The sequence below is a fragment of the Zobellella sp. An-6 genome (genome assembly GCF_052487945.1).
Window position 1 is genome coordinate 2799875 of the sequence record NZ_CP199259.1, and the last position, 14011, is coordinate 2813885.

The following is a 14011-nucleotide window of genomic DNA, read 5'->3' on the forward strand; positions in this document are numbered from 1 at the left end:
TGTCGACATTTCAGTTTCACATAACTCAAAAATAGCAGGTTATTAGCAAGATGAAACAAAAGTTGTCGACAAAAATAACAAAAGGGGAAGTTGCGCACATTTCGACCAAGGTCGTATTGTGGTGAGGGGTGAGCCGTAGAGTCGAATTTATTCGACCACAATCCGGCGCCATTGGTGACAAGGTCCACTGAAGTGGACCCTACAACTGACCACGGCACCGGTGGTGGAAAGGTCCACTGAAGTGGACCCTACAACTGACCGCGGCGCTGTTGGTGGAAAGGTCCATTGCAATGGACTCTACCGCTGGAGCGCGAGCGGGCCGCCCTCCCTGCGGAGGGCCTGCTCGTATTCAAACGGACAGGGAATAGGGCTGGCCGTCCCGGAGCAGCCAGTCGGTCACCGCTTCCTCCGGCATGGGTTTGGCAAGCAGATAGCCCTGCCCCAGCTGGCAGCCCAATTGCTGCAGCAGCCGCTGTTGCTCGGGTTGCTCTATGCCTTCGGCGGTCACCGCCATGTCCAGGCTCTGGGCCAGGGAGACGATGGTCTTCACCAGGTTGACCGCCCGGCTGTCCGTCGACAGATCGGCGACGAAAGACTTGTCGATCTTGAGCTTGTTCACCGGCAGCTGACGCAGGTGGCTGAAGGAGGAATAGCCGGTGCCGAAGTCATCCAGCGCAATTTCCACCCCGAGCCGGCGCAGCTCGTGCAAGGTATCGAGGGAGCCGGCCGTGTCCCACAGGCTGGTGTCCTCGGTGATCTCGAGCACCAGGGCGCCGGCGCCGACCCCGGTCACCAGCAGCGTCTTTCCTACCGTTTCCGCCAGTTCACCACGCATAAAGATGCTGGGGCTGATGTTGACGTTGATCTTGAGCCAGCCGAAGCCCGCCAGTTGCCATTGGCGCAACTGGCGGCAGGCCCGGTACAGCACCCACTCGTTGAGCGCGCGCGCCAGGCCGTGGTGTTCGGCCACCGCGATCAGCTCCAGCGGGCTGACCCGGCCGAACTCCGGCGACTGCCAGCGCAGCAGCGCCTCAAGGGACTCGATGCGGCCGGTGTCCAGCCGGAAAATGGGCTGGTAGTGCAGCGCCAGCTCGTCTTTTTCGATGGCCGCCTGCAGCGCCACCGCCAGCTTCTGCTGACGCAGCCGCTGTTCGTTCATGCCCGACTCGAACAGCTGTATCGCCCCCTGGTCCTGTTTCTTGGCGTAATACATGGCGGTGTCCGCGTGGCTCAGCAGCTCGGGCATGGTGGTGCCGTGATCCGGGTACAGGCTGGTGCCGATACAGGCCTTAGGCGACAGGCAACCGTCGTTGAGCCGAATTTCCCGCGACAGCGACTGCCACAGCCGTTGCGCCATCTGCTCCGCCTCCGCCATTTCCGCCAGTTGCTGGATCACCACGAATTCATCGCCGCCCAACCGGGCCACCTGGCCCTGATCGCCGATGGTCTGGCGCAGGCGTGCGGCCACCACCCGCAGCAGCCTATCGCCCACCTCGTGCCCCAGGCTGTCGTTGATCGCCTTGAACTCGTTCAAGTCCACCATATGCACCGCTATCCGGTGCCGCTCCTTCTGGGCGGCCAGAATGGCACTGCCCATCAGCTGGTAGAAGTACATGCGGTTGGGCAGGCCGGTCAGCATGTCGTGGTAAGCCAGGTGGCGGTTGCGCCGGTTTTCCCGCACCAGCAGCCACAGCATCAGGCCGCCGCTGATGAACAGGCCGGCCAGGTAGAGCATGGAGCGCAGGCGGATATCCTGAATGATGTTGAGCTGCTGCCAGACATTGGCCCCGGAGAAGCTTTCCACATTGATTTCCCGGGTCAGCGTCCGGTAGGCGGCGAATTCCTGTTGTAACGCCAGAATGCCGGCCCGGTCGTCGGCGTGCAGCCCGTAAACCCGATCTTCCCACGACGCCAGCTGAGTCCGTAAACGCTGCAGCAGGGGCAGCATGCCGGGCTGCTCCCGCAGCGGCTGGCTCTCCTCCCCCTGCAGCAGCACGTCAATCCGGCTCCACAACACTTCGAAGCGCAGCTGCACGTTCGCCTCGTCGTCGGTGCCGGCCATAAGCTCGGTCAGGGCATGGTCGAACTTCAGCACCTCGGTCTCCAGCTCGGAACTGGCCCAGCCGATGGCCTTGATGGTGGCCGACACATAGCGTACCACCTCCAGATCCCGGTGATAGCTGTAGATCGAGCTGAGGCCGAACAGCAGGGCCACGGCGGTAAGCGACAGCAGCTTGAGTTTGGTCACGGTCAGCGAATGTCCAGGGTTCTGAGTTGCCAAATCATCATCTCATGGTGCTGCTTGGTATCGAGGGCCGGCATGTCCGACAGGGGCAACAGTACCCACACCGGGCCCTTGTCGCGGATTTTCATCGCTTCCCCGTCCTTGTGGGTGGCCAGCAGCACCGGCAGGCGCGCGGCCGTCGCCCAGTCGATATCCACATGATACTGATTCAGTGCCGACGCCCTGATCTTTTCCCCGTCGGCCGCCCCCACCCTGGCCAGCAGATCCTTCAACAGCACCCCGCGGTAATGATGCGATCCATCGGTCCAGGGAGTCTGGGTATTGAACTCGTGCTGGGGAAGTTGTCCCAGCATGGCCAGGTCGAAGTCGGCCCGCCCCTCGGCATTGGTCACCCCTATCTTGCCAGTCAGGCTGAGCAGCACCGGGTCCTGGGCCGCCGGCAGGGGCTCTGCCGCCGCCAGGGTACCATGGCACAGGGTGAGCAGCAGGCACAGGAAGTAAAGGGGACGCCGCAGCCCGTCCCCGAGTAACGACTTTGTCGGAAGCATGGTGATACCTCTTATCATGAGGGACTCATAAGAGTTTAGATAGCCGCGCCCAGATTAACAGGCCGCGCACAACAAAAGTCCGCAGATTAAAGCAGTCGGAAATTGAAGTCGAGCTGAACCGGGCACCACGGCAAAGCCCTGAGCAAAAAGGACTCATTCAACGTCAACCCCCGACCTATCAGGTCATCATGGCCCGCTTGCCTGCCACCGGCGCATCTGCTCAAAGCCATGCGCCCGCCCGGAGGAAACCACCATAAAGCGCTTCCGGTACCGGCCGCCGTGCTGTGGCTGCCCCTGCCCGCGCTGTCGCTTCCGTTCGCCCCGGGCTCCGGCTCACCGGTTGGCGGCCACGGACCCGGCCTTTACTCCGCCGCGTCCTGGCCGGCGGCGGGCGCTTCCCGCGGCAGCTGGCGGATGTGCAGATCCATCTGCGGAAAGGCGATCTCGATACCGGCCTTGCGGAACGCCTTGAGGATGGCGAAGTTCAGCTCGCTGGTGGTGACCATGCGATCGTTCATCTTGTCCACGTAGGCACGCAGCTCGAAATCCAGGGTGCTGGCTCCGAACAGGGTGAAGAACACCGAGGGCGCCGGCTCCTCCAGGGTCAGCGGGTGTGCCTCCGCGATCTGCTCCAGCAACGCCTTGGCCTGGTCCACGTCGGCGTCATAGCTCACCCCTACCTTGATCACGATGCGGGTCACGTTGTCCGACAGGGTCCAGTTGATCAGCCGCTCGGTGATGAAGGCCTTGTTGGGCACCACGATTTCCCGGTTGTCCCAGTCGATGATGGTGGTGGCCCGGGTACGGATGCGCGCCACCGTGCCGCTGAACTCGCCGATGGTGATGGTGTCCCCCACCCGTACCGGCCGTTCGAACAGCATGATGATGCCCGATACGAAGTTGGCCACCACCTCCTGCAGGCCGAAGCCCAGGCCCAGGGTCAGGGCCGCCACCATCCACTGCAGCTCGCTCCAGCGCAGGCCGAGCAGCGAAAACACGGTGATCACCGCCATCACCGCCAGGGTGTAGCGCAGCAGGGTGGTCACCGTATAGCAGTGGGCCGCATCCATCAGGCTGCTGCGGGCCAGCAGTATCTCCACCAGGCCGGGCAGGTTGCGTGCGGCCAGCAGGTAGACGCCACCCAGGAAGATGGCCAGCAGGAAGTCCTGCAGGCTGACCACGCTCAGTACCTCGCTTTCCCCCACCGTGATGGTGCGCGACCAGAGCGTCACCCCGTCGAGCCAGGTCAGGGCCGGCAGCACGTCGGCCCACACCCAGAGCAACGCCACCACCAGGCCGGTGGCGGTGGCGGTGCGCAGCAGGGTACGGGTCTGCTGGTTGATGTGCTCCAGGCTGAGGTGGGGATCGGGCAGATCGACGCTGCCTTCGGCGGGGCTCTTGTCCTCTTCCGCCTCCCGCGCCTTCTGCTCGCGCCGACGGCGGATCAGCAGGTGCACCTCGCTCAGGATCAGGGCGCGGGCCGCCAGGCTGTAGGCCAGCCACACCAGCGCCAGCACCACCAGGCTGTCGATGAAGCGGGGCAGCAACTCGGCCACGGTGAGCAGGTAACCGCTCAGGATCAGCACGCCCATCACCGCGAACAACAGGCTCATGCCGAGCCGCAGCAGGCGCCGCTGATGCTCGCTGATAAACCCCGTCTGTTTCTTGGGCGGGGGCGCCAGCAGTTGCCAGGTGGCCAGACCGTTCACCAGGGTGCTCAGCAGCAGGCTGATGCGACCGAAGACGTCGTAGACGTCCTCGTCCGGGTGGACGAAGCTCAGGGACAGCAGCAGGATGAACAGCAACTGCAGCGGCAGGAACCAGGACAGCACGGTGCGCAGCCGGGACATCAGCAGGGGATGCCAGTCGAAATGTACCCGGCCCAGCCCCCCCTTGCGGGTGAAGGACAGGAACAGGTGCCCGGCGAGCCACCAGAGGGCGATATTGCGCAGAGTCACCGCCAGCACCTCCACCGCCGGCTCCGACTCGGACAACCCGGTCGGCTGCAGGGACGCGGCCAGCAGCAACACCGGCACCGGCAGCACCCGCAGCAGGCTCCAGCCGATGGCCTTGAAGGTCAGGTTGATGTTGTCGGTATAGCGGTGGGCGCATTGCTCCGCGATCTGCGCCAGTTGCCCCCGGCTGTTGCGCCCCCAATGCGTCAGCAGGGCCGCCAGCGCCATCACCAGCACGGTGCCCAACGGGTTGGCCGCCACCACCAGCCACATCACGGCCAGCAGCGAGCGCCAGTTGGCCGGGGTGAGCAGGCTCAGGACGGCATCGGGCAGCTGCTTCAGCCAGTCCAGATCGATCAGCGAGTGGCTGGGCCACCACAGCAGGCTTTCCCCCAGGATCTGATCCAGCTCCGCCACCAGCCGGTTCACTTCCCGCAAGCGCACCTCGTTCTGGCGCAGCTGTTCGCCGAGCTGATCTTCCGCCTGCAGCTGCAGGCTCAGGATCTGGACCTTGAGCCGGTTCAGTTCGCTCCGGGCCGGATCCTCGATCAGCAGGGGCGGCTGGGCCTCCAGCTCCCTGAGCTGGTCGCGCAGGGAAATGCTGCGCAGCCGGGACTGGGCCAGCTCCCGCTCCAGCTCCTGCAGGGAAAAGCGGGGCTCCTTGTATTCGTTGAGCCGGCGTTTCTCATCCAGAAACTGCACACCCAGGGCCTCGGTCAGGCCGCCGATGTCGAGCCGCTCGCGGATACTGTCCAGGGTCTGGGTCAGGCGGGTTTCCCGCCGGCCGTAGTCGTCCCGCCGCTCCTGCAACAGCCGCAGCTGTTCATTGGCCGCCGCCACCCCGTCGATATTGCCACGCAGCGCCTCCAGTTCGGAGGAGAAACGGCTGGCGACTTCCGGCTCGCGCTCGGTCAGCCGGTGCAGTTCGACGCTGAGCGCCCGCAGCTCGGCGGAAGAGCGCTGGTTGAAGTCGGCTTCCAGCACCTGCAGGTACAGGCCGAGCAACTGCTCCGCCAGGCCCAGGACCTGGATTTCCAGGCGCAGCAATTCCAGCCGCGCCGGAATGGTCCTGGCGTCCAGCTCGGCGGCCAGCAGCCTGGCCTGCTGCTGCCGCAGGGCCGCCAGCTTCAGCTGCTCCACCGCCTCGGCCAGGCCGGGCTGTTGTTCCGCCGCGGCCGGTACCGCCCTCTCTTCCTCCGGCTGGCGGCGGATCTCCTCCAGGCTCTGCTGCTGGCTGCGCGACTGCTCTTCGAGCCGGGCCTGGGCCTGCTGTTTCTGCTCCAGCTCGCTCAGCAGCCGGTTTCGTCTGACATTGAGCTCGGCAATATCGCTTTCGAGCCGGGTGAGCGGAATATCCCGCTCGCCGGCGCCGGTGAGCAGGCGGCCGAACTCGTCCAGCTGCTGCTCGGCCTGGGTCAGGCGTTCATCGAAGCTGCGCACCTGTTCGACCCGCTCCAGCGCGCCCTTGAGCCGGGCCACCGCACTCTGTTCGTGCTCCAGTACCTGCTGCCAGAGCTGACGCTCTTCTTCGGACAGCGCCTCCTTTTCCAGCTGCTGGCCGGCCCGGGTCTCAAGTTCCTCCTTCAGCCAGGCCTGGGCCGGCGCATCGTCGATGGCGGCGACATGGGCCTCCATCTGCTCGCGGCCCAGTGCCAGGGCCTTGCGCAGCGCGGGCAGCTGCCGCATCAGCATCAGGGCGGCATTGTCCGGGTTCAGGTTCGGGTCCGATTCCTGAGCCTGAGCCTGAGCCTGAGCCTGAGCCTGAGCCTGAGCCTGAGCCTGAGCCTGAGCAGGCAGCCCCCACCACACCAGCAGACAAAGCAACCAGCCGGTAACACCCACACCGGCAATAGCGGAACGACGCATAAACAGCCACATACTCGAGGAGAAAAACAGGGCTAGATAATACGCCAGAAGGGACGGGGTCGGCGAGCCCCGGAATGGATTGGGAAATGGAGATCGAAAATGGGGGGAATGAAGGCCGGAACCGGGAGCCCGGTCCCGATTCCGGCCAGAAGACTCAGAGGCGGTTGAGGGTCACGCCGGACTCCGGCAGGGCGGTCAGCACCGGCCGTTGGTTGCGCACATAGTCGACGAACGCCTGGGCGTCGGTGTTGCAGCGCACGCCCTGGGCCTTGCAGTCCAGCGGCTGGTTGATGTAGTGCACCTGTACCCGGCCGCCGTCGGTCTTGCTCAGCCGGGCCACCGGGAAGGCCGCAAGCTTGCCGTCGACGAAGGCCAGATCGAGCCGGTCGGTCAGCACCTGCTGGCTCTCGAACAGGGTGTTCCAGCCGTCATTGCCGGAGGCGTTGTAGCTGGTCATCACCACCTGGTAGCTGGCTTGCGGATCGAGCCGCTGCCACTGGCCGTCGCGCCGGACCTCGATGCGGCTGAGGAAACCCCTGTCCCTGCCGGTTTCGTCGAACTGGTAACGCAGCCCCGCCACATAGGGGAACTTGCCGGTATGGGCCCCCTCGGGCAGGGAGGCGTTGATGGCCTCCAGCAGCAGGCCCGCCACCTGGCGTCCGGTGAGGGAGACGATGCTCATGGCATTGGCGAAGGGCAGCAGCTCCAGGCCGACATGGCCTTCCTTGAGCTCGCCCGGCTCCAGGCTGTTGCGCACGCCGCCGGCGCCGACCAGGGCGATGTCGGCGCGCCGGCCGGTCACCGCCCGTACCTCGGGGGTATTGGCCCAGTACAGCTGGCTGGCCGCCACCAGGGGAGCGACCTGGGAGCCCTGACCGTCCACCGGCAGCCGCACGTGCTTGAGCGCGGCGGGGACATGGCCGATCACCCGGCCATAGGCCTGGTCCAGGGCCGGCTTGTAGTTCTCGTCGATATGGCTGCGCAGGGCCGGATCTTCCTCCACCAGGGCGATATTGGGCTGGGCCTCGATATAGGCGGCGACCCGCTCGGCGTCCTGGCCGGCCAGGCGGTGCTGTTCGGCGCGGCGGATATCGCGGAAGAAGGCGTTGTCGGACAGCAGGGTATTACCGCCCTCGCAGCGCAGCAGCTGGCCGTCGGGGCTCAGGGTCACCTCTACCCGCCCCATGGCCTGGGCATACTGGCCGGCCTGCACCACACAGGTCTTGCCGCGGCCATCCTGATTGGTGAACACCCGGGCATAAGGCTCATTCTGCTCCCAACCCAGGTTGCGGAAATCCCCGAGCAGGCTGTGGGAGTGGCCGCCGACGATGAGATCGATGCCGTTCACCTCTTTCGCCAGGCGCTGGTCCCGCTCCAGTCCCAGGTGGGTGATGGCGATGATGTGTTTCACCCCCTGCTCGCGCAGCGCCCTGACGGTACGCTGGGCGGCCTGCACCTCCTGTTCGAAGATCAGCTCGCCCACGTTGGGGGCGATGTCGGACATGTCTTCCAGCACCAGGCCGATCACCGCCACCACGGGATCACGACCGGCATCCTCCATGCTCTCGAGCCGCTCCTTGTCATGGCCGTCGAATTCATAAAGCACATAGGGCTTGAGGTTGTCGAGCTCCGCCAGGTGCGGATCCCGGCTGGCGTCCAGGTTGGCGGCCAGCACCGGGAAGTCGACGCTGCCGATAAAGGCGGCCAGGCGCTCGTTGTCGAGGTCGAACTCGTGGTTGCCGAGCGCCATGGCGTCGAGCTGCATCCGGCTCAGCACGTCGGCGTTCATGGCGCCCTGGTTGAGCTTGAAATAGCCGGTGCCCTGCCAGGCATCACCGCCGTGCAGGAAGAGGATGGGCTGATCGGCGGCGGCGGCCTGCTCCTTGAGTCCGTTGGCGAAACTGAGCAGGCGGGGATGGCCACCCAGGCGGGTGAACAGGGCCCGGTTGTCGAGCTCCAGCCGCGCATCGGTGGGATCGAAGTGGGAATGGGTGTCGTTGATATGGGCCACGGTCAGGGTGAAGGGTTGATCCGGCTGCTGGCTGGCGCAGCCCGCCAGCGCCAGCGCCAGTACCCCGGCCACTATGCTTTTGTTCATGGATGGATAAACTCCGTTTATTAATAAATGTCGTGCTCTTGGGTTCTGCGTGCCTGGTCGACTGAAGTCGACCCTACAAAATGCACCTGGCCTGCCGCAGGGTCCACTTCAGTGGACCACTCGCCATCGGCACCATGGTTTGGTCGAAATAAATTCGACCCTACGGCGGCCGTACCTGCCGTAGGGCTCAACTGGTAAAGACCACCGTCTTGCCGTTGTGCAGGAACACCCGTCGCTCGATATGGTACTGCACCGCCCGGGCCAGGGTGATGCATTCGATGTCCCGCCCCTTGGCGATCAACTGTTCCGGGTAATGGCTGTGATCCACCACCTCCACTCCCTGGGTGATGATGGGGCCCTCGTCCAGATCGTTGTTGATGTAGTGGGCGGTGGCCCCCACCAGCTTGACCCCCTTGTCGTAGGCCTGGTGGTAGGGTTTGGCGCCCTTGAAGCCGGGCAGCAGGGAATGGTGGATATTGATGGCCCAGCCCTCGAGCGCGGCGCACATGGCGGGGCTCAGCACCTGCATATAGCGCGCCAGCACCACCAGATCCGCCTCGCACTCCCTGATGATGCCGAGCACCTGGGCCTCCTGCTCGGCGCGGTTGGCGTCGCTCACCGGCAGGTGGTAATAGGGAATGTGGTGCCAGTCGGCCAGGCGCTGCAAGTCCGGGTGGTTGGAGATGATGGCCGGGATCTCGATGGCCAGTTGGCCGGTACGGTAGCGGTAGAGCAGATCGTTGAGGCAGTGATCGAACTTCGACACCATGATCACCACGTTGGGCCTGTGGCGGGTGGCGGTCAGTTCCCACTGCATCCCGAACTGCTCGGCCCGGGGCGTGAAGCCCAGGCGGAAGCCGTCTTCGTCGAAGGCGGGCTCCCGGGGCGGGCGGAATTCCACCCGGATGAAGAAGTGCTCGCTGATGACATCGTCGAAGGTCTGCATCTCCACCACGTAACAGCCCTGCTCGCGCAGGTAACGGGTCACCACGTCCACGGTGCCCAGGCTGCCCCGACAATGGGCGGTCAGATAATAGGTGTCTCTCGGCTTGGCCACGGATGCTCTCCCTACCCAGATAAATGATGTACCCTCACGGCGCGAGCCCGCTATTTTGCGGCAATCCGCGCCATTGTGCCAGTGGCTCAGGCGGACGGCGGCGCCAGCGGTTTTTCCATCAGGAAGCGGGTGAACACCAGCCCGCCCCGATTGACCTGCTGCCGGCTCAGCAGCCGGAAGCCGCGCTGCTCGAACAGGGGCTTGGACAGCAGGCTGGCGTCGGTGCGCAGCCGCGCCACGCCACGCCTTGCCGCCTCGGCCTCGATATCGGCACAGAGCCGGCTGGCCAGGCCCCGCCCGGCATGCTCGGCCAGCACGTACAGCAGCGCCAGGTGATCGTCCGGGTGCAGGGTGGCGAAGGCCACGGGGATCTGCTGGAAGGCCATGATCCGGGTGTAGCCGTCCCGGATCAGGGCCTTGAATTCATCCGGGTACAGATAGGGGAAGGAGGCCCACACCGCGACCTGGTCGTCGCTGTAGCCCTGCCGCCCCTGGGCCATGACCGCATCGTGGTAGATCAGCTCCAGGCTGCTGAGATCGGTCTCTTGATAGTCTCTGATCAGGTACATGTCGGCTCCGGGAGCACGGTCGGTCCGGGCGGTCTGTTAATTCTTGTCCGCCCCGTCGGGCTTGTCCAACCAGCGCAGCTTCATCTCCCTGCTGCGGGCGACCAGGGCCATGACCCCGCCCGCCAGGCACACCATGACGCCGAAGATCCAGGCCGGCGCCGGCCCCCACAGCATGACGCCGGAGCCGGACAACAGCAGCACGAAGCCCATCAGCTTGGCGCGGGTGGCACGGCCGTTGACCGACAGGCGTGCACCGCAGTGGGGGCAACGAAAATGCACATCGAGCCCCCGGCTTTCCCGTTCGGTCACCTGGGCGGGGCGGATCACTTGCTCACAACTGGGACATTTCACGCGTTTTCCTCATCTGGTATGGGTTCGGGGCCGGCCTCGATCAGGCTGCCCGGGGCGATTTTGTCCTTGCCGGCCAGGCCCTGCAAGTAAAACAGGCAGCGTTCGCCATGGTAACTGAGCCGCGCGCAGCTGCGGGCCAGGGTCAGGCCGTCGAGGGTGGCCTCCATCGCCAGCTTGCGGGTGGCCGAGGCCTGCAAAATGGACAAGCGGATATCCTGGTTGTGCTGGCGCAGGGCCTGCAAGGCCTGCTCGATATCCTCTTCCTGCCGGTGGTCGGTGAGCGCCTGGGCGGCGTTGAGCAGCAGCGCCGCCAGCTCCCGGGCGTGCTGGCTGAGGGGGATGATGGCCTGCACCCGGGGTTCCCAGCGGATCTTGAGCGCCTCGTGGGCGCACTGGCGCACATGGTCGAGCAGGTGCAGGCAGGCGTTGAGCCGGTTGAGCACCTCCCCTTCCGCCTCCGGCAGCCGGGCCAGGTAACGGGCCACCACCTCGGTGGCGTCCCGGGCCTCATCCAGGTTGGCCACCACGAAACCGGCCTCCTCGTTGCGCAGGCGGGCGGCGGCGTTCTGCAACACCACCAGGGCGCACTGGCGCAGGGTATCGTGGGCCGCCTCCACCGCCAGGGAGGGCACCACCTGCATGCTGGCGTCGAGGTGGCGGGTCAGCGCGGGCCGCGGCTCCGGCAACAGCCGCTCGGCCAGGATCGCCAGCTGGGCGGTGAAGGGCAGGAACAGCGCCGCCCCCAGCAGGTTGAACAGGGTGTGGAAGGCGGCCAGGGTCAGGGCCTGGTGGTCGCCCAGACCGTCGCCGGTGAGCCAGTCGGCCAACCAGATCAGCAGCGGCAGGATAAAGAAGGCCAGGGTGCCGGCCCCGATATTGAACAGGATATGGATGAGGGCGGTGCGCTTGGCGGCGATGGTGGCGCCGATGGCCGCCAGGGCGGCGGTAAAGGTGGATCCCAGGTTCTGGCCGATGACCATGGCCCCGGCCTGCTCCAGGGACAGGGTGTCCGTGGCCAGGGCGGTCAGGGTGATGGCGAGGGCGGCGCTGGAGGACTGCATCAGCAGCGTCATCACCAGCCCCACCAGCAGCAGCATGAAGCGCGCACCCAGGGTGGCGGCGCCGAACCGGCTGAGATCGATGCGCTCCGCCAGCCCCCCCATGCCGCTCTGCAGCAGGTCCAGCCCCACGAACAGCACCCCGAAGCCGGCCAGGGCGATGCCGGCCGAGGCCAGGCGCCCCCGGCCCAGCAGCCGCAGCAGCACGCCGATGCCGACCAGGGGCAGCAGCAGGCTGCCGATGGACAGCTTGAGCCCGAGCAGGGACACCAGCCAGCCGGTGCTGGTGGTGCCCAGGTTGGCGCCGATCACCACGCCGATGGCCTGGCTCAGGGAGAGCAGGCCGGCAGACACGAAACCGATGGTGGCCAGGGTGGTGGCATGGGAAGACTGCACCAGGGCGGTGATGGCCGCCCCGCTCAGCACCGCCTTGGCCCTGGAGCCGGTCAGCCGGCCCAGGGTGGTGCGCAGCCGGTCCCCGGCCAGGGCGGTCAACCCTTCGGTCAGCAGTAGCATGCCCAGCAGGAAGAGGCCGATGCCGCCGAGCAGGGTACCGATGGTGGTGAACATGGCGAAACAGCTCCCGGTGCCGATGATGCCCGCGGGCCGCCTTGAGGCCCGACAAAACCGCGATGATAACAAAGCCTGGCCGGGCTAGCTGCCGGCACAGGCGGATTTTGCCGGATTTTTGCTAGGGTTAAGACAGGAGTCAGCACAGGAGCACCGCCATGTCCCCCTTCCTCCATCGACGCGCCGCCGGCCAGGCCCTGGCCAGGGCCCTGCGGCATTACCGGGGCCGCCCCGACCTGCTGGTGCTGGGCCTGCCCCGGGGCGGGGTACCGGTGGCCTTCGAAGTGGCCCGGGCCCTGGACGCCCCCCTCGACGTGCTGCTGGTGCGCAAGCTCGGCCATCCCCACCACGAGGAGCTGGCCATGGGTGCCATCGCCTCGGGCGATATCCTGGTGTGGAACCCGGAGATCCGCGGCCGCCTCGAGCAGCAGCGGGTCGAGGCGGTGATCCGCCGGGAGCGGGCGGAGCTCGAGCGTCGGGAGCACGCCTACCGGGGTGATGCCCCGCCGCTTGTGCTGACCGGCGCCACCGTGCTGCTGGTGGACGACGGCCTGGCCACCGGCGCCACCATGGAGGCGGCGGTACGGGCGGTAAAAAGCCAGCGGCCGGCGCGGCTGGTGGTGGCGGTGCCGGTCAGCTCGGTCGAGGCGGCGGCCCGGATCCGGGCCCTGGCGGACGAGTTCGTCGCCCTGCGGGTGAGCCCCGAGTTCGGCTCGGTCGGCCAGTATTATCTCGACTTCGGCCAGACCGAAGACCAGGAAGTCCGCGAATTGCTGGCCGAGGCGGCCAGACCGGGCAGTTTGCCGTAGCGGACGACAACCGGGGTCATCCCTCCAGCTCCAGCAAGACCAGCTCGGCCACCGGTCCGCCGGAAGCCGGGTTCTGCCCGGTGATCAGCCGCTGGTCGCTCACGGCGAAGGGCTGCCAGGGCGCCTCCGCCTTCCGGTAGAGGGCACCACGCCTGACCAGCTCGTCTTCGGTGAGAAAGGGCACGTACCGATCCAGCTCGGCCAGTTGCTCTTCCTCATTGGAAAAGCCGGTCACCTCCTTGCCCTCGATCAGCAGGGTATCGTCGGCCAGCCGGATATTGAACAGGCCGGCGGCCCCGTGGCAAACGGAAGCAACGATGCCGCCGCTCTCATAGATGCGCTGGCCGATCAGTTGCAGCGCCTCGTTGTCGGGAAAGTCCCAGATAACGCCATGCCCCCCGGCGAAATAGACAACAACATAATCGTCCGGATCGACCTCGGCGGGGCTGAGGGTGGCCCCCAGCCGGTTCATGAAGGCCTTGTTCTGGTACCAGCGCCAGTCCAGCTCGTCGGCCATGGCCAGGCTGTGGGGATCGATGGGGGTATAGCCGCCCCTGGGGCTGACATAGTCGACCTGGTAGCCGGCCTCCTCCATCTTGCTGACGAAATGCACCGCCTCACCCAGCCACAGGCCGGTGGCCCGGTTCAGGTTGGGATATTTTTCCACGCTGGTCACTACCACCAGAATTTTCTGTTTCATCACTCTTTCTCCCTGCCATCGACAGCCGATTACCAGTGCAAGCTTAGTCCCACTGCCGCCAAATGGGTCGACGCGGGACGATAATGACCACCAACGGCAAGACCGCGCCGACGGTAACCCGCAAAGCCCTTTAATTTTTTCCGGCTTGGGATATGCTGCGGGCAGTCAAGCCAACGAACGGGATA

The 14011-nt window shown here is 65.8% G+C and carries 10 protein-coding genes; 1 reads left to right on the top strand and 9 read right to left on the bottom strand.

Going from position 1 to position 14011, the window contains the following annotated elements; genetic code table 11:
- Positions 1 to 349 precede the first annotated feature (349 nt).
- From ACT7DK_RS12995 to ACT7DK_RS13030, 8 genes are all read right to left on the bottom strand, one after another.
- Positions 350 to 2248, bottom strand: coding sequence for a putative bifunctional diguanylate cyclase/phosphodiesterase (locus ACT7DK_RS12995; protein ID WP_445399797.1), 1899 nt, complete (start codon positions 2246 to 2248; stop codon positions 350 to 352).
- Positions 2249 to 2250: 2 nt separating this feature from the next.
- Positions 2251 to 2793 carry a molybdopterin-dependent oxidoreductase gene (locus ACT7DK_RS13000; protein ID WP_445399799.1) on the bottom strand — a complete coding sequence of 181 codons (543 nt, stop codon included), beginning with the start codon at positions 2791 to 2793 and terminating at the stop codon, positions 2251 to 2253.
- 362 nt (positions 2794 to 3155) lie between these two features.
- The gene (locus ACT7DK_RS13005) at positions 3156 to 6614 is read right to left on the bottom strand and encodes a mechanosensitive ion channel domain-containing protein (protein ID WP_445399801.1); all 3459 of its coding nucleotides are present in this window, start codon (positions 6612 to 6614) and stop codon (positions 3156 to 3158) included.
- 154 nt (positions 6615 to 6768) lie between these two features.
- Positions 6769 to 8712, bottom strand: coding sequence for a bifunctional metallophosphatase/5'-nucleotidase (locus ACT7DK_RS13010; RefSeq protein WP_445399803.1), 1944 nt, complete (start codon positions 8710 to 8712; stop codon positions 6769 to 6771).
- A 187-nt stretch (positions 8713 to 8899) separates the two neighbouring features.
- Positions 8900 to 9769, bottom strand: coding sequence for a formyltetrahydrofolate deformylase (purU, locus tag ACT7DK_RS13015; protein WP_445399805.1), 870 nt, complete (start codon positions 9767 to 9769; stop codon positions 8900 to 8902).
- An 86-nt stretch (positions 9770 to 9855) separates the two neighbouring features.
- The gene (locus ACT7DK_RS13020; protein WP_445399807.1) at positions 9856 to 10338 is read right to left on the bottom strand and encodes a GNAT family N-acetyltransferase; all 483 of its coding nucleotides are present in this window, start codon (positions 10336 to 10338) and stop codon (positions 9856 to 9858) included.
- A gap of 36 nt (positions 10339 to 10374) precedes the next feature.
- Positions 10375 to 10689, bottom strand: coding sequence for a hypothetical protein (locus ACT7DK_RS13025; RefSeq protein WP_445399809.1), 315 nt, complete (start codon positions 10687 to 10689; stop codon positions 10375 to 10377).
- Complete coding sequence (locus tag ACT7DK_RS13030; RefSeq protein WP_445399811.1) at positions 10686 to 12317, bottom strand: Na/Pi cotransporter family protein; 1632 nt, start codon at positions 12315 to 12317, stop codon at positions 10686 to 10688. Before ACT7DK_RS13030 ends, ACT7DK_RS13025 begins: the two co-directional genes overlap by 4 nt.
- A gap of 158 nt (positions 12318 to 12475) precedes the next feature.
- Here ACT7DK_RS13030 and ACT7DK_RS13035 point away from each other — a divergent pair, with 158 nt between their 5' ends.
- A complete protein-coding gene (locus ACT7DK_RS13035) occupies positions 12476 to 13126 on the top strand; it encodes a phosphoribosyltransferase (RefSeq protein ID WP_445399813.1) in 651 nt (216 codons plus the stop codon).
- 16 nt (positions 13127 to 13142) lie between these two features.
- Here the strand turns inward: ACT7DK_RS13035 and ACT7DK_RS13040 are convergent, their stop codons facing one another.
- Positions 13143 to 13826: a type 1 glutamine amidotransferase domain-containing protein gene (locus ACT7DK_RS13040; protein ID WP_445399815.1), complete on the bottom strand. Its 684-nt coding sequence runs from the start codon at positions 13824 to 13826 to the stop codon at positions 13143 to 13145.
- Positions 13827 to 14011: the final 185 nt, after the last annotated feature.

Excerpts from the sequence above, each read along its gene's own strand:
- ACT7DK_RS13000 (WP_445399799.1), bottom strand. The coding sequence starts at position 2,793 with ATGCTTCCGACAAAGTCGTTACTCGGGGACGGGCTGCGGCGTCCCCTT.
- ACT7DK_RS13005 (WP_445399801.1), bottom strand. The coding sequence starts at position 6,614 with ATGCGTCGTTCCGCTATTGCCGGTGTGGGTGTTACCGGCTGGTTGCTT.
- ACT7DK_RS13010 (WP_445399803.1), bottom strand. The coding sequence starts at position 8,712 with ATGAACAAAAGCATAGTGGCCGGGGTACTGGCGCTGGCGCTGGCGGGC.
- ACT7DK_RS13020 (WP_445399807.1), bottom strand. The coding sequence starts at position 10,338 with ATGTACCTGATCAGAGACTATCAAGAGACCGATCTCAGCAGCCTGGAG.
- ACT7DK_RS13030 (WP_445399811.1), bottom strand. The coding sequence starts at position 12,317 with ATGTTCACCACCATCGGTACCCTGCTCGGCGGCATCGGCCTCTTCCTG.
- ACT7DK_RS13035 (WP_445399813.1), top strand. The coding sequence starts at position 12,476 with ATGTCCCCCTTCCTCCATCGACGCGCCGCCGGCCAGGCCCTGGCCAGG.
- ACT7DK_RS13040 (WP_445399815.1), bottom strand. The coding sequence starts at position 13,826 with ATGAAACAGAAAATTCTGGTGGTAGTGACCAGCGTGGAAAAATATCCC.